This window comes from Providencia lanzhouensis (genome assembly GCF_050469745.1).
Taxonomy (GTDB): domain Bacteria; phylum Pseudomonadota; class Gammaproteobacteria; order Enterobacterales; family Enterobacteriaceae; genus Providencia; species Providencia lanzhouensis.
On the sequence record NZ_CP174123.1, the window covers coordinates 1,348,057 to 1,366,245 of the forward strand.

Sequence of the window (18,189 nt, forward strand, 5' to 3'; positions counted from 1 at the left end):
AAAATTTTGGAGTTAATATGATTTATCAAACAGGCACAATCACAACCATAGCAGGACAAACAAAAATAAAAGGTATAGGAACTCGCTGGAAAGATAACTTAGTTGGTATCTCCGAAGGTTGTCCAATCTCTATTTTTATCAATAACGTTGTGTACTTTAACAATGTGCTATCTGTGAATTCAGATACCGAGATTAACCTTACTTATCCTGTACCTGTTGCAGCTTCGGCGGTTAAGTATCAGATTGCCACATTCGTTCTAGACAGCATGAGCGATGGCGTTCGCAAGATGTTAGCGAATCAGCAGTACATCCAGTATTTCCTGCGCAACATGGACACGTGGATGACGCAGGACGGCATTGTTGAAATTAAAACGCCAACAGGGGAAACGGTAAAACTCGAAAGCATCATTGCACTGAAGAAACTGATAGATGGGAAGTTGAGCTTGGCTGGCGGTACTATTTCTAAAAATGGAGAGGCCTTAACACTCAAGAATACATCAGAAAATCAAAGCCTTTATTTTGCAATTAGAGATACAAACGGGGTTTTGCGTGGCTATGTTGGAGCGCCAAATTCAGGAGATAGAATTGCTGTCGTCAACTCAAAAACAGGAAAAGAACTAGTTTTAACTGAGTGGGGAGCGCTTCAATATAACGGCAAGGATGTGATTCTTATAAATGATTATGGGGTTGGGCAAGTCAACTCACCGCCACATTTTGCTGATGTGAATAATTTTAGTGGAATTGGATGTGGTTTTTATTCTGCTAACTCAGTCAATACTGCAGGGCTATCCGCAATAAATGGAGGTCAGGGGTTTCACGGAGGTGGAATTCTAACTCGGTATTCGGGGGGGAATGAAAACTCAGAATTACTGCTTCTGGCAAATTATGGAACAAACTGGATACAGATGGTCAGAAAGGGTAATACATCGACGACAGCAGAACATTGCTCTGTTTATACAACGCGAAATACAACCAAAGATGCTAACGGAAACTTAAAAGCAGCATCTCCAATCATTAAAGTATTCTCTAATCACGCAGAAACTAACGACGAATCAGAGGGCGTTGAAGTCGAAAAGCTTGGTGTTGGTCGCTATAGACTCAAAGGTACTCTCGGCATGAACTCTGACGCAAGTTGGGGTGGCATCCATGGTGGTTTAGTAGTACCGAATGGGATTAATAATTTACCCCTCGTGTGGGCTGATTTTGACGTACTACCAGACGGTGACATCATCATTGAAACGCGCTATAGAAAGCACACACTTCATCCGCGACTCGAAGCGCAGCGCCTAATGACTTATCCAGAGTTTCTCGATGATAATAACATTGAGCGTGAAGACTATGACTATTGCGATATTCCCAATGGCCACTGGATTGATGTTCGTGTGAATATGCCGAGTGATTCTATCTACAATCAGAAGCTAGCTGAAGCAGAGCGATTAGCGAAAATTGAAGCGGAACGGGTAGCTAAAGAAGATGCTGACGAAACTGCGCGTGAGGAAGCGGAGAGATCAGGTGATGAATCTAAGCAAGAACAAGCAAGCAAACTAGAAGAGTAATAACTAAGGTGCGCCAGCTCGAGTAGTTGGCGCAATCTGATCATTTATCGAAATACTCCACCTCCTCAGTTTCTTTCATTTCAGGCATCCAGTCTCCATCATTCCAGATTTCTTCCAGCGTTTCTTCAATGTAGGTTTTCTTTTCGTTCTTTCCAAGACCATCAATAGACACATTCGCTTGAGATCCCCAGTTGATATCGATGTTTAAATCGGGGTATTTAGAGCTCAATCTTTTTGTGATCTCATTTCTCAATGCGTCGAAAGTCCCCATGGGTAACTTGCCTTTCATACTTGCAGCGAAGCGAACTTTAATTGTAACCATCTCACATCCTCCTTACATAAAATACTGTATATAAAAACAGTTAAATGATAGCTGTGATTATATACAGTAAAATATTAGTAGAGGTCAAGAAATAAGGTGAAATTTATCTTATGGCCAAGAAAATGACTTCCCCAAAACCATTTAAAGAATATCGTCAAATCAAGAGGTTAAATGATAGTTGAAAATGACATAAAACCAAGGGTTAATGCCATTTAAATGATTATGAATCAATAAGTTAAGTTATTATTAAGCGCATGAATAAAATACACATGCAAACTAGGTATAAATACGAAGTTAATCGCTCGCATTTCATACTGTATTGAATAGGGATATTTGGTCAAGAGTCGGATTTTGGCTTTTTGAATAAACTGAAAATAATCCGATGAGCGTTTTTCGTGAAATTTTAAATTTTTTGACGTATATCACAAAATTTAGATGCTATAAGTTAGTTATCAGCCCATGGTACACTGGGATAAATTGAGAATTCAGTACCAAAATGAAGACAAAGTATTTTTAATGGCTTAGCTTTATTGAATTGCTATTTAGTGAATAGATATCATTGATAATAAAGGCTATGCTTAAATTGAATTTCCACACTGAGCAACACGACTGAGCACGAAAGTAATGAGTGATTTTCTGGGCACATTTAAAACTGACACAATTTTTAAAGATGAAGTTGAAAAGACGCTGCAACCACCATCGATGTATAAAGTATTGTTAAATAATGATGATTATACTCCGATGGATTTTGTTGTTGAGGTGTTACAAAAATACTTTTCTTTTGATGAAGAACGCGCTACACAGATAATGTTAGATGTACATTTTCAAGGTAAAGGTATTTGCGGTGTCTATACTGCTGAAGTTGCAGAAACAAAAGCCGCTCAAGTCAATGCTTTTGCAAGGGAACATGAATATCCTTTATTGTGTACTATAGAGAAAGTCTGAAGAGTCTTAATATCAATTTTGGGAGGTGCTTATGCTCAATCAAGAATTGGAGCTTAGTCTAAATGTTGCTTTTACCAGAGCGAAAGACAATCGCCATGAATTTATGACTGTGGAGCACCTATTGCTGGCATTATTGAGCAATATCTCTGCGCGTGAAGCTTTAGAGGCTTGTAAGGTCGACTTGGTTGCCCTGAGACAAGAACTCGAACATTTTATTGCCCAAACTACGCCGCTATTACCTGAGAATGATACACGAGACACTCAACCGACTTTGAGTTTCCAGCGCGTACTGCAACGTGCTGTTTTTCATGTTCAATCATCAGGACGCAGCGAAGTGACTGGTGCGAATGTGCTAGTGGCAATTTTTAGCGAACAAGAATCCCAGGCGGCTTATTTATTACGTAAGCATGATGTTAGCCGCCTTGATGTCGTTAATTATATTTCCCACGGTACCATTAAAGGTGAAGATTCTTCTTCATCGGAGGATGATGCCGCAAACAATACACCGCCAAGTGAAGAGCAACCGGTCTCAGAAGACCATATGGATAACTTCACCACCAATCTAAATCAACAGGCTAAGAAAGGGAATATCGACCCGCTGGTAGGACGTCAGGCTGAATTAGAGCGTACCATTCAAGTGTTGTGCCGTCGCCGTAAAAATAATCCATTATTGGTTGGGGAATCCGGCGTAGGTAAAACGGCGATCGCCGAGGGCTTAGCATGGCGTATTGAGCAAAATGATGTGCCTGAAGTGATGAAAGATTGCACAATCTACTCACTGGATATCGGCTCATTGTTGGCAGGTACTAAATATCGCGGTGATTTTGAAAAACGTTTTAAAGCGCTGCTGAAAATGTTGGAAAAAGACCCGAAAAGCATTCTGTTTATCGATGAAATTCATACGATTATCGGTGCCGGTGCGGCATCGGGTGGACAGGTAGACGCTGCAAACTTGATTAAGCCGCTGTTATCAAGTGGGCGTATCCGGGTGATTGGCTCTACTACCTATCAAGAATTCAGCAATATCTTTGAGAAAGATAGAGCGCTGGCTCGACGTTTCCAAAAAATTGATATTGTGGAACCTACTCCTGAAGAAACTGTGCGTATCATTAATGGATTGAAACCGAAATATGAGTCTCACCATGATGTGCGCTACACCGCGAAAGCTATTCAGGCGGCGGTGGATTTATCGGTGAAATACATTACCGATCGCCATCTGCCGGATAAAGCGATTGATGTTATCGATGAAGCGGGAGCTAGAACCCGTTTAGTGGCGCCAAGCAAGCGCAAGAAAACCATCGGTGTACCTGAAATCGAAACTGTGGTGGCGCGTATTGCGCGTATTCCAGAAAAAACGGTTTCCTCTAGCGATAAAGATCGTTTGAGAACCTTAGACTCACGCCTGAAGATGTTAGTCTTTGGACAAGATAAAGCGATTGAGGCGCTGTCTGAGGCGATTAAAATGAATCGCGCAGGCTTAGGGTTAGAACATAAACCTGTTGGCTCATTCTTGTTTGCAGGACCAACTGGCGTGGGTAAAACGGAAGTCACCGTGCAGCTGGCAAAAGCATTGGATGTGAAACTGCTGCGCTTTGATATGTCCGAATATATGGAACGCCATACAGTTAGCCGACTGATTGGTGCTCCTCCGGGATATGTTGGTTTTGACCAAGGTGGTTTACTGACCGATGCCGTCATTAAGCATCCGCATTCCGTCGTGTTATTGGACGAAATTGAAAAAGCGCACCCTGATGTGTTTAACATTCTTCTGCAAGTGATGGATCACGGTACGCTGACGGATAATAACGGACGTAAAGCGGATTTCCGTAATGTTATTGTGGTAATGACTACCAACGCAGGGGTACAAGAAACTCAGCGCCGTTCGATAGGCTTTGCAGAGCAAGATAATAGTACGGATGCGATGTCTGAAATTAAAAAGGCATTTTCACCGGAATTCCGTAACCGTCTTGATGGCATTATTTGGTTTAATGCGCTGTCGATGGATATCATCACGCAAGTGGTTGATAAATTCATTGTTGAGCTGCAAGCCCAGTTGGATGAGAAGGGTGTCTCGATTGAGGTCAGCCAAGCAGCTCGTCGTTGGTTGTGCGAGAAAGGGTATGACAAAGCAATGGGTGCCCGACCTATGGCGCGTGTCATTCAGGACAACCTGAAGAAACCATTGGCAAATGAACTGTTATTTGGTTCGTTAACAAATGGCGGCTCGGTGAGTATCGGGCTTGATGAAAAGAGTCACACACTGACATACAGCTTCAGTAGCGTACACAAGGCCTCTCCAGAGGATGCTGTAATCTGACAATAACTAGTACCACAGGTGTCTTAGGCACCTGTGGTCTTGTCAGGCCTTGCCTGAAAATCGAAAATCAGCGGCTACGGAAAATGATGCGGCCTTTGCTCAGGTCGTAAGGAGTTAACTCTACAGTTACCTTGTCGCCTGTCAGAATGCGGATGTAGTTTTTACGCATTTTACCAGAGATGTGCGCAGTCACGACGTGACCGTTTTCCAGTTCAACGCGGAACATTGTATTTGGCAGGGTATCCAAAACGGTTCCCTGCATTTCAATATTATCTTCTTTGGCCATCTAATCCTCTAAGTCTAATAACCGTGATTTTTTACGGGCAAGATAATGCCCAAAAACCCACACTAAGTAAAGAAGTGTCGCATTTTAAAGCGATCTTTCTTTAAAATAGTTGGGGATAAAATTACTGTGTTGCCACTTTCTATCGCTTAAAAAGTGGTGATTTTTCAAATGATTGAGGTAAATCAATTGACTGTGGTAACCAGCATGCTGGGTCAATCCGCAGGTCACGCCACCGATAAAGAATATGCAGAAAATCCCTGCGGGAGATCTCCGTCGCGCCAAGTGAGGCGGTGTGGTGGTTAAGTACCTGACAATCAAAAAGTTGCCCATTATAGCGCAAAAAATGAAAATAGAATGTAATAAAAGCACATTTGGACGCATCATTCATTCTACTGAACATTGACTCCCCACAAAACAGGTGTCCCATGTTCACGCCATACAAACCGCCCACCAGCTGATCACCATGCCACGCCTCAATAGAGTGGGCGTGTCCCTCTTGGTGTAGTGCGAGATAGCCCGCTTGCACAGAGGGCAGGATCCACGTGCCTTCTTTGCGTACTGCACAAGCCGCTATCACCTCTTTGAACGCATGATTTATGGTAATGCGATAAGGGGATTTTTTTAATGTTTTGATCATGGAACGGCTGATATGCAGGTCGCCTACTTTCAAGACTGCTCGCGGATCAGGAGACCACCACAATGGGACTTCACCGGGGTTAAACCACGGGAAAATACCATCGTAGTAAGCCGCTTGTAAGCGTCGAGATGATAAATCACCGCCGATCGCCAGTAACCCATTAGGTTCCCGCATCGCTTCAGACACGGGCGGGAACAGGTATGAATCATCGTCTAATTGGTACATGGTGCACCTCAGCGAGTTTACTGAACCAAATGACGTTGACGGAATTGATAATAACGACCTTGCTCAGCTAACAATGTCGGGTGTGAGCCTTGCTCAATAATTTCGCCATTATCCATCACACAAATGGTATCCATTTGTTCTAACCCTTGCATACGATGGGTGATCACCAGTAGCGTTTTGTCAGCACATTTTTGTTTGAGCAAGCTAAGAATTTGCTGCTCAGTATGCGCATCTAACCCTTCGGTTGGCTCATCCATTAAGATAAGTGGCGCATTGTGCAGAAGGGCACGAGCGATACCTAAGCGGCGTTGCTCACCTCCTGATAATTGACGACCGCCTTCACCCATCCATGCGTTTAATTTTAGTTGATTATCCAATAAATTATCTAAGCCCACTTGGGTGAGTACATCGCAAAGTTGCTCATCTGAGGCTTGTTCGTTGGCTAATAGTAAATTGTTGCGCAGGGTATCACTGAACACATGAACGCGCTGAGGAACCACAGACATTACGCTACGTAGCGTTTCTTCGCTATAAGCTTGAATTGGTTGACCATTAATTGATATCACGCCATTGTCTACATCCCAAGCGCGGGTGAGCAATTGAAGCAGAGTGGATTTTCCACAGCCCGTTTTCCCTAATAACGCAATGTGTTGGCCTTGTTTAATCGACAAGGAGACATTTTTCAATACGGCGAAAGGCTGTTCTGGATAAGTGAATGTGACGTTATCGATGGTCAGGCTCTCAAGAGAATCGAGCGTAGTGCCTTGGCTGACAAAGCTAACTTCCGGTTTTGCATGCATTAACTGAGAAACGCGAGTAGCTGAGGCAATCACTTGTCCCATATGTTGGAATGCGACGGCAACAGGCCCTAAGGCTTCAAACGAGGCTAATGCACAGAAAACAAATAAGGCAATCAGCGCTCCGGGTTGTGTATTTCCGCCAACATGTTCAGCTGCCATCCATAAAAGCAAGGTCGCGGTTAGTCCTGATGCACACAGAATGATGGCTTGAGATAAACCTGTCAGTGCCGCTTGTTGCTGCTGGCGACCTTGCCATGAGTTTTCGATGTTTGATAAATTTTGACGAAAACGCGCAGTCGCGCCAAACAAGGCTAATTCGGCTTGACCTTGTAATGCTGAAGTTAATACGGTGCGGTAATTTCCGCGCAGTTCAGTCAGTTCGCGTCCAATCGGCTTACCTGCACGATAAAATACAAATGGCATCGTAAACAGCAGGAACAGCATAACGCCACCTAATGTCCATGCAAGGCGAGGATCAAGGAAACTTAAACCAATGATCAGGACAAACGTGACAAAGAAAGCACTGACAATCGGCGAGAGAACACGCAAGTAAAGGTGGTCTAGGGTTTCGACATCCGCAACCAGTCGGTTTAATAGATCTCCTTGGCGGAAACGGCTGATCCCACCCGGAGAGAGCGGTAACACCTTACTGAAGGCGAACACGCGCAGATGTGCTAACACTTTAAATGTCGCATCGTGGCTGACTAAGCGCTCGGCGTAGCGTCCTGCGGTACGGAAAATAGCCGCACCACGAACCCCAGCCGCAGGCAACATATAGTTAAAGAAAAAGATCCCCGGCGCACCGACGATAGCCGCACCGGCTAAGAACCATCCCGATAACGTGAGAAGGCCAATACTGGAAAGCAGCGTGACAATCGCCAGAATGATCCCTAAGGAAATCAAAAACCAATGACGGCGATAGAGGGCTAAGAAGGGGAGTAACACTTTCATTTTCAAAGCTCCTCTTGGCGATGAGCGAGTAACTGGGCAAAAGCACCTTCAGACTGGCTCAGTTGTTGGTAATCACCACGCTGGATAATTTTTCCGTTAGACATGACCCAAATTTGGTCGTAATCCATGGTTTCTTCCAGTAAATGGGTCACTAATAACGTGGTTTGCTGCTCAGATAATTGATTCAATGTTTCCATCACGCGCTGTTCGCTGTGAGCATCTAAGCTGGCAGCTGGCTCATCTAATAGCAACAAGCGAGAGGGTTTTAAGAGTACACGAGCGACAGCGACACGCTGGGCTTGCCCAACAGAAAGACGTGCTGCGAAATCACCTAAGCGAGTATTTAACCCATCCGGTAAGTTTGGCAAAAATTCCGCGACATAGGCTTTTTCGATCGCAGACTGAATTTCTGATTCAGTTGCATTGGGTTTTCCTAGGCAAATATTTTCCTGCAACGTTTGTTCAGGTAAATGTGGGTTTTGCCCAACCCAGCCGACCAAAGCACGCCACTGTTCAGGGCATAATTGATTGAGCTCATTGCCATTAATAGTGATGGAACCACGGTAAGGCAAGAAGCCAAGTAATAAGTTTAATAGGGAGCTTTTACCCGCACCACTTTGACCTACTAAGGCGATGCGTTGTTGCGGCTCAATGGTGAAATCGAGAGGACCCGCCAGGATAGTGCCATCATGGGAGAGAACTTCCAGCTGCTTGGCTTCAATGCGAATAGGTTGTTCATCAATTACCTTATCGCCTTGTGGTAATTGTTCGTCACCTTGACTTTCGAGTAAGGTCACCAGAGATTCCGCGGCGCCTACTGCTTGGGCTTTTGCATGATAGTAAGTGCCTAGGTCGCGCAGCGGCTGGAAAAATTCTGGGGATAAAATCAGCGCAAGGAAACCTGCAAATAATGTGACTGGCAGACCATAACTACCGAAACTTAACTCTCCAAGATAAGAGAATCCGAAATAAACGGCGACAACTGCAATGGAGATTGATGCGAAAAACTCTAAGACTCCCGACGATAAAAATGCCATACGCAGCACTTCCATGGTGCGAGAACGGAAGTCTTCGGTGGATTCACGAATCTGGGAGACTTCAGCTTTGCCACGGAAAAATAAGCGTAGGGTGTCTAATCCTCGTAAACGGTCGAGGAAACTACCACTCAAACGGCTTAAGGCAAGGAAGTTACGGCGGTTAGCATCGGCAGCACCGAGTCCTACCAGCGCCATGAAAATCGGAATTAACGGTGCGGTTGCAAATAAAATCAGCGCAGCTGCCCAGTTAAATGGGAAGATGGCAATCAAGATCATGATTGGGATGATGGTGGCTAAATACATTTGCGGAAGATAGCGAGAATAGTAATCCTGCATGTCTTCAATCTGCTCAAGAATAATCGTTGCCCAGCTTCCTGCTGGCTTACCCTTGACCCAGACAGGGCCTAACTCTTGCAGTTTATCTAATACCATACCGCGGACTTGCTGCCTGACAACTTGTCCACATCGGTAGCCCGCGCGTTCACGAAGATAGTGAACAACACCGCGTAAAATAAAGACACTAATTAATAATGCAAAGTCAGTGAGGAGTTGCTCTCGTGGAATGTGGTCCATCATGAGGGCTTGAAGGATCACAGCGAGGAACCAAGCCTGCGCAATAATTAATAAACCGCTGACTATGCCTAATAGCATAGAAATTCGGAGCCAACGCTTAGCAGGAGCGCTGTGTTGCTTTAACCAACGCACCAATTCAGTCTGTCTTGATTTATCCATAATGATTTAGTTAGCAGGTGTAGTTTTCATGTTATTGAGTGCAGTTAAGATAGTTGACTTTGTCATCAAATCTAACCGAATTTTTGCCTATCATAACAGCTTCCATCAGATATGTTACATAATAAAAGCCAGTTATTTGAATAGAACAATTTTTGTTATCGATATGTTTTATAAAGGTAAATTATATGAGCGTAATATAATTAAATTTGAACGAACAGAGGATGTTACCGTTATTACAAAGAAAAAATAAGATGGCTTAATTTATAATTGTTAAGCCACCTACATTTTAGGTTGAAATAATTTTGGGGGATTTTTGTGTGTTATTCAGGAACAATTTGCAACCAGGTTTTTGGTTTCAACATAAACTGGTTGTTGAGTAGCTTATCCCATGCTGTTTTTTTGAATTGCATATCATCGAATACCTCTCTTTGCGTATCCACTAATTTCCATGTGTTATCCGCGGACTGCCAAATAGTACATTCATAATCAAGGGACTCGGGTATGGAGTAGCACATCACCACGTCGTCAGTTCCATCGTTGTTTGCATCGGTCATAAATCCAAGGCATTCATAATTACTGTAATAATTGGTGCAATTCCATGCGTCGCGGATCCCGTCTTCCATATCAAACCAGCTTTGTGGCAATGGTTGGCTGCCTTTGGCGATGATAAGAACGTCTTTAAGTGGTTTAGGAACATCAGAGTAAGCGCCAACTTTGAGCTGTGCTTTCGTATCAGGGTCTTGCTCCAATTTTGCTAACGCCTCTTTTCCTTGCACTCCTAATTTCTCTAAGTCATAAGATAAATCGTAGTTAATTTTAATTTTGCCTTTTTCAACAGCCGCCATAATGCTGTTGACCGCAATGCGTTGGAAATCACCAATAGGGCTATTAATGACTAAGATTGTGGCGATTAAACCTAGAATAGCGACCTTATTTATCCTACCGAGGGAGAATGCCCAGCGGCGTTGTTTTACTATGATTGTGATGCTGTAAGCTAAAATAATCAGGGCTAAAAATAGTGCAATAGTAAATGCATATAGCCTGCTCACACTCCAGCTATATTGGCTAACACGAACGAAAATACCGTACAGAGAAAGTGCAGAAAATGCATTTAGTAGAACGATGCTGATCAGTACAAAGCCATTGATAATAGGTTTAAATTGGAATTGGGTTGTGCCATCGCCATAAAGGGCATTAATAAATATAATATTTAAAATCACAAAGCAAAGCATGGTGCCAGAACCTAGCTCTGAAGCTGTGTAATGCACACCAGTTAATATGGATACAACCAAGCCAGCTAAGAAAATTACGGCGATTAAACTGAGTAAGGGTAGGAAAAATTGCGAGAAATATTTGGCGATGTTGTTCAGTTGCATCACCAATTTGGAACGTAAAAAGAGCAAGCTAGTATTAAAACCAACTAAAAATGCTATCCAAAGGACAATATAGTGACCAAGAAATTGGCTGAGTGTTGATAGATTGACAATGCCGAATAAAAAGCTGGCTTGCTTGACAATCAGCGTTAGTAAGCCCCCAATGGCACAGGCGAAAAGACCAAATAAGGTGTTACGGAAATAGTGCCCGACTAAGCAGCTGTAATCAGCTTTCCAGGTTCCTGTGGCTTGGCGGTTTTGCATCCAAGGCAATATGAAAAAAATCAGGACAGTGAGCGTCGTAATAGAGAGGAATGGGGCATTGTTATCAGAAGTACCAATATCAAGGCTTTGCCAAGTATTGATCCAAAAAACAAGCACAATCGTTAGGATAATATTGAAATAAAACACCGCTTGCTTGGCATTGGTAATAAGAAAGCTGATAACCGAAGGAACAAAAATAACCAACATCATGGGTAAATAAGCCCATGTAGGGCTTAATGGAATTTCTATGGAATAATCAAGAGTGGCGGTGATGACAATTCCTTGAATAACCGATAGCAAGATAACAATGAAATACGCCAGCTTATTAAGTGAACCCATAAAGTTGGGCTCTTTTTGCGTTTGAGGCTCCATGTCACTTCCTTATTTGAATGAACAAGATAATTAAATTGAGTATAGGCATGGGGTAAAAAGAGGAATATAAACTTGCTCCTAATTCAGAATGGAATAGCGCTTTATTTTTAAAATAGGAATAAATAAAAAGCCCCATTCTATTTCGCTGCGAACTTAATGAACGACAACGCAAAAATGGGGCTTCTATTTTTAGATTAAAAAATTATTTCTTGTCTGCTAACCCGTCTAGGTAACGTTCCGCATCTAATGCTGCCATGCAGCCAGTACCGGCTGAAGTAATTGCTTGGCGGTAGATGTGATCCATAACATCACCGGCCGCAAAGATCCCTTCAACGGAAGTTTGAGTTGCGTTACCGTTGGTGCCGGATTGCACTTTAATATAGCCATTATTTAAGGCTAATTGACCGTCAAAAATTGCGGTGTTAGGGCTATGACCGATAGCAATAAAGGCGCCCATGACAGCAACATCTTCCGTTTTATTGGTTTTGGTGCAACGTAAACGAACGCCTGTAACGCCCATATCATCGCCCAGAACTTCGTCTAATGTATTGTCGGTATGCAGAACGATGTTCCCATTTTCAACTTTATCCATCAGGCGATTAACTAGAATTTTTTCCGCTCTAAAGCTATCGCGGCGGTGAATCAAATGTACTTCAGACGCGATATTAGAAAGATACAGCGCTTCTTCAACGGCAGTATTACCACCACCGACAACCGCAACTTTTTGGTTACGATAGAAGAAACCGTCACAAGTTGCACAAGCAGAAACACCGCGACCTTTAAATGCTTCTTCTGATGGTAGACCGATGTAACGAGCAGACGCGCCAGTCGCAATGATCAATGCGTCACACGTATATTCTGTATCATCACCAAACAGGCGGAAAGGGCGCTGCTGGAAATCCACTTTTGTAATGTGGTCGTTGATGATTTCAGTTTCGAATTTTTCCGCATGAGCATGCATGCGTTCCATGAGTCCTGGACCTGTTAAACCTTCAGGATCACCCGGCCAGTTTTCAACTTCCGTGGTTGTGGTTAATTGGCCGCCTTTTTCCACCCCAGTAATCAGTGCAGGGTGTAAATTTGCGCGAGCTGCGTAAACGGCTGCGGTATAACCTGCAGGGCCTGAACCTAAAATGATTAACTTACGATGTGTGGTTGTGCTCATGAATTCCTCTTTTTAGTCTCAAAAAAGCATAAGGACGATTGTAGGAGAAATAGGGGGGTAACAAAAGTGATTTAACCATTCATTGATGTGGAGGGGACAAATTTTTCTGATAGGTAATACCAATTAAGAGTTAAAAAATGAGAGGGAAAGTGCTTTAATCACGAAACGGTAATTTTAGGAATTATCTTGAATTGCGTCTGCGAAACGTTTTACTGAAAAAAAAACCGAAATCTTGTACTGATTTTTATTCATTTACTTTGACAATCGGCTGCGCATTTGCGAAAACATCTATCTAAGAGTTAATTATCTAGCAGGTCAATGGAAATGGCGTATTTTTGTTCTTACTGGAAAATTAACTTTACGTCACACATTCAAGCAATGTCGCGACGATTGTAAGCCGCTCCAAAAGTAAATATGTTTCGGTTTACGAGAACTTCAGTTATGACGAATAGAATAGGTTCCACGCCCGCTAGTCCGCTTAGGAAGACTGACGTATAGATGGTGCCGTTTTATAAGATGTAGAAAATAACAATTAAAGAAAGAGAGATAAGAGATGATTGACAATAAAAAGCGTCCTGGCAAAGACCTTGACCGTATTGACAGGAATATACTGAACGAATTGCAAAAAGACGGGCGTATCTCTAACGTTGAACTATCTAAGCGTGTTGGTTTATCTCCAACGCCATGTTTAGAGCGTGTTCGTCGTCTTGAAAGACAGGGTTTCATTTCTGGTTATACCGCACTGTTGAATCCACATTATTTAGATGCATCGCTGCTGGTTTTCGTTGAAATCACTTTAAACCGTGGCGCGCCAGATGTGTTCGAACAATTCAACACAGCAGTTCAAAAACTTGAAGAAATTCAAGAGTGTCACCTCGTTTCCGGTGACTTTGACTATCTGTTGAAAACGCGTGTGCCAGATATGTCCGCATATCGTAAACTGCTAGGTGAAACGTTATTACGCCTTCCGGGTGTAAATGACACTCGTACCTACGTAGTTATGGAAGAAGTGAAACAAAGCAACCGCTTAGTGATTAAAACTCGCTAATTGCGCTTTGTGTGCATCATTCCTGCACAGCAATCTGCATTGTTGTCGCACTGCTGTTTCAACGCTGGGTTTACTCAGCGTTGTTCCGTTTTTAAGCACCATGATTTTTCTCTTTAATTCTCCCAATGGTTCTTTTTCGAACATTCTCTCGTCACTGTCTGCGATAGACTCAAAATTAGTCAGAAATTTTCATTTCAATTTATTGATTTTAAAGCTATAAACAATTAAGAATTTTGACCTTAAATAGAGTTTGAAACCCTATTCGTAAGATGAAATACTGAGTCTTATGGTCTCTATGGTGTGATAATTTGTCTTAATCGTCTTAATGCAGGCGCGTTTAGGGGATTAGTGTTAGAATAATCATAGGATAATCACGTATTAAGCAAGAACATCAGTCAGTAAAGAAACAATAATGAGCCAAGAATATACCGAAGATAAGTACATCAAATTTAAAAAGCTCAGTAGCGGCAGACGGCTATTAGAGGTGATTTTGTTGGCAATCTGCCTCTGTGCGATTTTTCTTATGGTCGCGCTATGGAGTTTTAATCCTTCTGACCCGAGTTGGTCGCAAACTAACTGGGATGCCCCCGTTAAAAATTTAGGGGGAAGTATTGGCTCATGGAGTGCGGATATCCTGTTTTCTGCATTTGGTATTCTCGCGTTTGCGATCCCGCCATTATTGTTACTCGGGTGTTGGGCAATTTATCACTATGAAAGCCAACGCCGCTATATTGACTTTTTCTCGCTCTCTTTACGCCTCATTGGCGGGTTAGCGCTGATCCTTTCATCTTGTGGTTTAGCCGCGCTCAACTTTGATGATTTACCCAACTTCGCCTCTGGCGGGGTCATTGGTAGTGTATTCAGTAATGCAATTATGCCGTGGTTTAACTCATTGGGCGCTACCTTGGCGCTGTTATTCCTCTGGGCAATCAGTTTCACCCTATTCACGGGTTGGTCTTGGCTGACGATCGCAGAAAAAATAGGGGCAGGGATATTACTTCCTATCACATTGCTAACAAACCGTGCCCGTGGTGATGAACTTGATGACTACGATTATGATGTTGAAGAGACGGAAGAGGCGCTACAGCGTGCTCAAATCGCTGAACATCAAGCAAATGATGAAAACCAACAATTTGATGCGGATGATGTTCTGTTTTCCGCCCCAACAGTCTCTGAGCTCGTTTCTGAGGATGTGCAGCTTGCGACTGAGCCACAGGTTATGGCTGATCCTCTATTAACGGCTGCGCCGCAATCCATTATTGAGCAAGCCCAGCTAAGCGCTTCTTTGGCAGAGCAGCCTACCTTTATTACTCAACCAGCAGAAAATACAGCTTTACCGACATTTTCCGCGACAGAAGAGCCTTCAGCGACCAAAGAGCCGCAAACTTACCATTTTGAAGTGCCTGATGATTATCAGCCTCAAGTGGCACCGACTCAGGCATCTTCTCCTGCGCCTGTTATGCCTCAAGAACCAACATTTACGCCTGAGCCCGTTTTTGCTCCGGAACCTGTTTTTGAGTCTAAGCCTACAGCCCCAGTATTTACATCGCCACAGTTTACGCCTTTAGAGCCAACCATTGATATGGGAAGCCCTGACGTGAGTGAATCCTCGGTAACTAGCCGTGTTGCCGATCCTGCGGCGTTAGCAGCTGCGGGTATTTCGATTGCAGCGATGGAACGCCACGCGCAAGTGAAAAAGAATCTGGAACCAGAATTACCTCGTCCAAATCCAGTTCGTTTACCGACTCGCCGTGAGCTGTATGGTATTCGTATTCCATCTCAGCGTGATGCAGAGCTTCAACGTCGTCAAGAAGAGGCATCTCAGCGTGAGCAGGTATATCAGCAATGGTCTGCGACTGAAGAACCTGAAAATGAAGTGAAAACTAATGATGAGCTAGAGCAAGAAAGGTTGTTGCGCGTTCAATTCTTAGAGCAGCAACGTCAACGCTACGGCGAGCCAGATACGGATATGCAGGAGTTTGACGCTGCATTCCAGGTTAACCAGCCTGCGGTTGATTCTGTTGCCGCTTCAGATATTGCGCCAGAGCCAGAAACTCATCAAGATTATATGCCTGCGAGTACGTTTACTCAGCCAGAAATTGAACATCGTTGGGCTTCTGCTCCAGCATTTACGCCATCTTTTGAGCCTACAAAGCAAATAGAGCCAACTTCCCCTTCAGATATCCATCGCTTTACTGCCCATGCTGATGATGAGCATGAGCAGGATAATGATCTGGATGATTTTGAACCTAAAATTGATTTAAGTACGCCATTATCGGCATTTGAGCGTTTCTCGCCGGTGGATGATTTAGTCGATGATGAACCTGCAGCGCCGCTGTTTATGCCGTCATTTACCGAACCGCCAGTGCAAGCACATTCGATAACGCAAGAACAGCCAATAACACCGGCAAATAATGGAAATGAATTTGTTGCTCATCCTGCGGGGCAGCCTGAAACTGCAGCACAGCAGCCACAGCAGCCACAGCAGCCACAGCAGCCACAGCAGCCACAGCAGCCACAGCAGCCACAGCAGCCACAGCAGCCACAGCAGCCACAGCAGCCACAGCAGCCACAGCAGGATAGTTTATTCCACCCATTCTTAGTACGTAACGACCAACCGTTACCGAAACCAACGACGCCAATGCCGTCGCTTGACCTACTGGCGAGTCCACCAGAGCAAGAAGAGCCAGTGGATATGTTCAAATTAGAGCAAACCGCAAGGTTAATTGAAGCACGCTTGAACGATTATCGGGTTAAAGCTGAAGTGGTTGGCTTCTCTCCAGGTCCCGTAATCACCCGTTTTGAGTTGGATCTTGCGCCGGGAGTGAAAGCAGCTCGAATTTCCACGTTATCCCGAGATCTTGCGCGTTCATTGTCGACAACAGCGGTTCGTGTTGTTGAGGTGATTCCAGGTAAACCCTATGTTGGTTTAGAGTTACCGAATGAAAAACGTCAAACTGTTTATTTGAGTGAAGTTTTAGACTGTGATGATTTTAGAAAAAATTCATCGCCGTTGACGATTGTTTTAGGGAAAGATATCGAAGGTGATCCAGTTGTTGCCGATTTGGCAAAAATGCCGCACTTATTAGTGGCGGGTACAACGGGATCCGGTAAGTCGGTTGGGGTCAATGCGATGATCCTGAGTATCTTATATAAAGCGAAGCCTGAAGATGTTCGCTTTATTATGATAGACCCGAAAATGCTGGAACTTTCTATCTATGAAGGGATCCCGCACCTGTTAACTGAAGTCGTTACTGACATGAAAGATGCAGCGAATGCGCTACGTTGGTGTGTCAATGAAATGGAACGCCGTTATAAACTGATGTCAGCATTAGGCGTACGTAATCTCGCGGGTTACAACGACAAAATTAAAGCGGCAGCGGATATGAATCGCCCAATCCCAGATCCATTCTGGAAGCCTGGCGACAGTATGGATATGGAACATCCAATGCTGAAAAAAGAACCTTATATCGTGGTGATGGTGGACGAATTTGCGGACTTAATGATGACCGCAGGGAAGAAAGTGGAAGAGTTGATTGCTCGTTTAGCACAAAAAGCGCGTGCAGCCGGTATCCACCTCGTTTTAGCGACCCAACGTCCATCGGTTGACATCATTACTGGGTTAATTAAAGCCAATATTCCAACGCGTATCGCCTTTACGGTATCGAGTAAGATTGACTCGCGCACTATTCTTGACCAAGGTGGTGCTGAATCACTACTGGGTATGGGGGATATGCTGTATCTGCCACCAAACTCATCGATTCCAGTGCGTGTTCACGGTGCATTTGTCCGTGACCAAGAAGTTCACGCTGTCGTAAATGATTGGAAAGCACGCGGGAAACCGCAATATATTGATAGCATCACGACATGTAGCGATGATAGTGAAGGCGGTGGAAGTTCAGATAATGGTGATGAGGATCTCGACCCGTTATTTGATCAAGCTGTCGAATTTGTTGTTGAAAAACAAAGGGTATCCATCTCCGGTGTACAACGTCAATTCCGTATCGGTTACAACCGGGCAGCTCGGATTGTTGAGCAAATGGAAGACCAAGGGATTGTCAGTGAACCGGGGCATAATGGAAACCGAGAAGTATTAGCCCCGCCATCAATGGGATATTAATATTTCATGTGATAATTGCTGGTTTAATTCAAGGGGTGT

Annotated in this window: 12 protein-coding genes; 5 read left to right on the forward strand and 7 right to left on the reverse strand. The window is 43.7% G+C overall.

Going from position 1 to position 18,189, the window contains the following annotated elements:
- The first annotated feature begins 17 nt into the window (after window positions 1-17).
- Entirely contained in the window at window positions 18-1,556 is a 1,539-nt protein-coding gene (locus tag ACIH2S_RS06280; RefSeq protein ID WP_430248304.1) for a hypothetical protein, read from the forward strand.
- Between the two features lie 40 nt (window positions 1,557-1,596).
- Here ACIH2S_RS06280 and ACIH2S_RS06285 read toward each other — a convergent pair whose 3' ends face one another.
- Window positions 1,597-1,878 carry a DinI-like family protein gene (locus ACIH2S_RS06285; protein ID WP_036983167.1) on the reverse strand — a complete coding sequence of 94 codons (282 nt, stop codon included), beginning with the start codon at window positions 1,876-1,878 and terminating at the stop codon, window positions 1,597-1,599.
- Window positions 1,879-2,502: 624 nt separating this feature from the next.
- Here ACIH2S_RS06285 and clpS point away from each other — a divergent pair.
- Window positions 2,503-2,823 (forward strand): ATP-dependent Clp protease adapter ClpS, encoded by a 321-nt coding sequence (clpS, locus tag ACIH2S_RS06290; RefSeq protein ID WP_036951847.1) that lies wholly within the window; start codon window positions 2,503-2,505, stop codon window positions 2,821-2,823.
- A gap of 31 nt (window positions 2,824-2,854) precedes the next feature.
- Entirely contained in the window at window positions 2,855-5,140 is a 2,286-nt protein-coding gene (clpA, locus tag ACIH2S_RS06295; protein WP_036951845.1) for an ATP-dependent Clp protease ATP-binding subunit ClpA, read from the forward strand.
- Window positions 5,141-5,207: 67 nt separating this feature from the next.
- Here clpA and infA read toward each other — a convergent pair whose 3' ends face one another.
- The 6 genes from infA to trxB all read right to left on the reverse strand — a co-directional run bounded on the left by infA (window position 5,208) and on the right by trxB (window position 12,982).
- Window positions 5,208-5,426, reverse strand: coding sequence for a translation initiation factor IF-1 (gene infA, locus ACIH2S_RS06300; RefSeq protein ID WP_004244560.1), 219 nt, complete (start codon window positions 5,424-5,426; stop codon window positions 5,208-5,210).
- 139 nt (window positions 5,427-5,565) lie between these two features.
- Window positions 5,566-6,288 carry a leucyl/phenylalanyl-tRNA--protein transferase gene (aat, locus tag ACIH2S_RS06305; protein ID WP_211885025.1) on the reverse strand — a complete coding sequence of 241 codons (723 nt, stop codon included), beginning with the start codon at window positions 6,286-6,288 and terminating at the stop codon, window positions 5,566-5,568.
- A 17-nt stretch (window positions 6,289-6,305) separates the two neighbouring features.
- Window positions 6,306-8,039: a heme ABC transporter ATP-binding protein/permease CydC gene (cydC, locus tag ACIH2S_RS06310; protein ID WP_430248307.1), complete on the reverse strand. Its 1,734-nt coding sequence runs from the start codon at window positions 8,037-8,039 to the stop codon at window positions 6,306-6,308.
- Between the two features lie 2 nt (window positions 8,040-8,041).
- Window positions 8,042-9,808, reverse strand: a complete 1,767-nt coding sequence (cydD, locus tag ACIH2S_RS06315; protein ID WP_108478925.1) for a heme ABC transporter permease/ATP-binding protein CydD — start codon at window positions 9,806-9,808, stop codon at window positions 8,042-8,044.
- Window positions 9,809-10,128: 320 nt separating this feature from the next.
- Window positions 10,129-11,817, reverse strand: coding sequence for a DUF7057 domain-containing protein (locus ACIH2S_RS06320; RefSeq protein ID WP_430248308.1), 1,689 nt, complete (start codon window positions 11,815-11,817; stop codon window positions 10,129-10,131).
- A gap of 202 nt (window positions 11,818-12,019) precedes the next feature.
- Window positions 12,020-12,982, reverse strand: coding sequence for a thioredoxin-disulfide reductase (gene trxB, locus ACIH2S_RS06325; RefSeq protein ID WP_108478922.1), 963 nt, complete (start codon window positions 12,980-12,982; stop codon window positions 12,020-12,022).
- A 553-nt stretch (window positions 12,983-13,535) separates the two neighbouring features.
- On the opposite strand from trxB, the gene lrp reads away from it, so the two are divergent.
- Both lrp and ACIH2S_RS06335 read left to right on the forward strand, forming a co-directional pair.
- A complete protein-coding gene (gene lrp, locus ACIH2S_RS06330; protein ID WP_004918089.1) occupies window positions 13,536-14,030 on the forward strand; it encodes a leucine-responsive transcriptional regulator Lrp in 495 nt (164 codons plus the stop codon).
- Between the two features lie 409 nt (window positions 14,031-14,439).
- Window positions 14,440-18,150: a DNA translocase FtsK 4TM domain-containing protein gene (locus ACIH2S_RS06335; RefSeq protein WP_430248560.1), complete on the forward strand. Its 3,711-nt coding sequence runs from the start codon at window positions 14,440-14,442 to the stop codon at window positions 18,148-18,150.
- Window positions 18,151-18,189 lie beyond the last annotated feature (39 nt).

What these genes read in the sequence shown, in the direction of transcription:
- ACIH2S_RS06280 (WP_430248304.1), top strand. Translation starts at nt 18, where the DNA reads ATGATTTATCAAACAGGCACAATCACAACCATAGCAGGACAAACAAAA.
- ACIH2S_RS06285 (WP_036983167.1), bottom strand. Translation starts at nt 1,878, where the DNA reads ATGGTTACAATTAAAGTTCGCTTCGCTGCAAGTATGAAAGGCAAGTTA.
- clpS (WP_036951847.1), top strand. Translation starts at nt 2,503, where the DNA reads ATGAGTGATTTTCTGGGCACATTTAAAACTGACACAATTTTTAAAGAT.
- clpA (WP_036951845.1), top strand. Translation starts at nt 2,855, where the DNA reads ATGCTCAATCAAGAATTGGAGCTTAGTCTAAATGTTGCTTTTACCAGA.
- infA (WP_004244560.1), bottom strand. Translation starts at nt 5,426, where the DNA reads ATGGCCAAAGAAGATAATATTGAAATGCAGGGAACCGTTTTGGATACC.
- aat (WP_211885025.1), bottom strand. Translation starts at nt 6,288, where the DNA reads ATGTACCAATTAGACGATGATTCATACCTGTTCCCGCCCGTGTCTGAA.
- cydC (WP_430248307.1), bottom strand. Translation starts at nt 8,039, where the DNA reads ATGAAAGTGTTACTCCCCTTCTTAGCCCTCTATCGCCGTCATTGGTTT.
- cydD (WP_108478925.1), bottom strand. Translation starts at nt 9,808, where the DNA reads ATGGATAAATCAAGACAGACTGAATTGGTGCGTTGGTTAAAGCAACAC.
- ACIH2S_RS06320 (WP_430248308.1), bottom strand. Translation starts at nt 11,817, where the DNA reads ATGGAGCCTCAAACGCAAAAAGAGCCCAACTTTATGGGTTCACTTAAT.
- trxB (WP_108478922.1), bottom strand. Translation starts at nt 12,982, where the DNA reads ATGAGCACAACCACACATCGTAAGTTAATCATTTTAGGTTCAGGCCCT.
- lrp (WP_004918089.1), top strand. Translation starts at nt 13,536, where the DNA reads ATGATTGACAATAAAAAGCGTCCTGGCAAAGACCTTGACCGTATTGAC.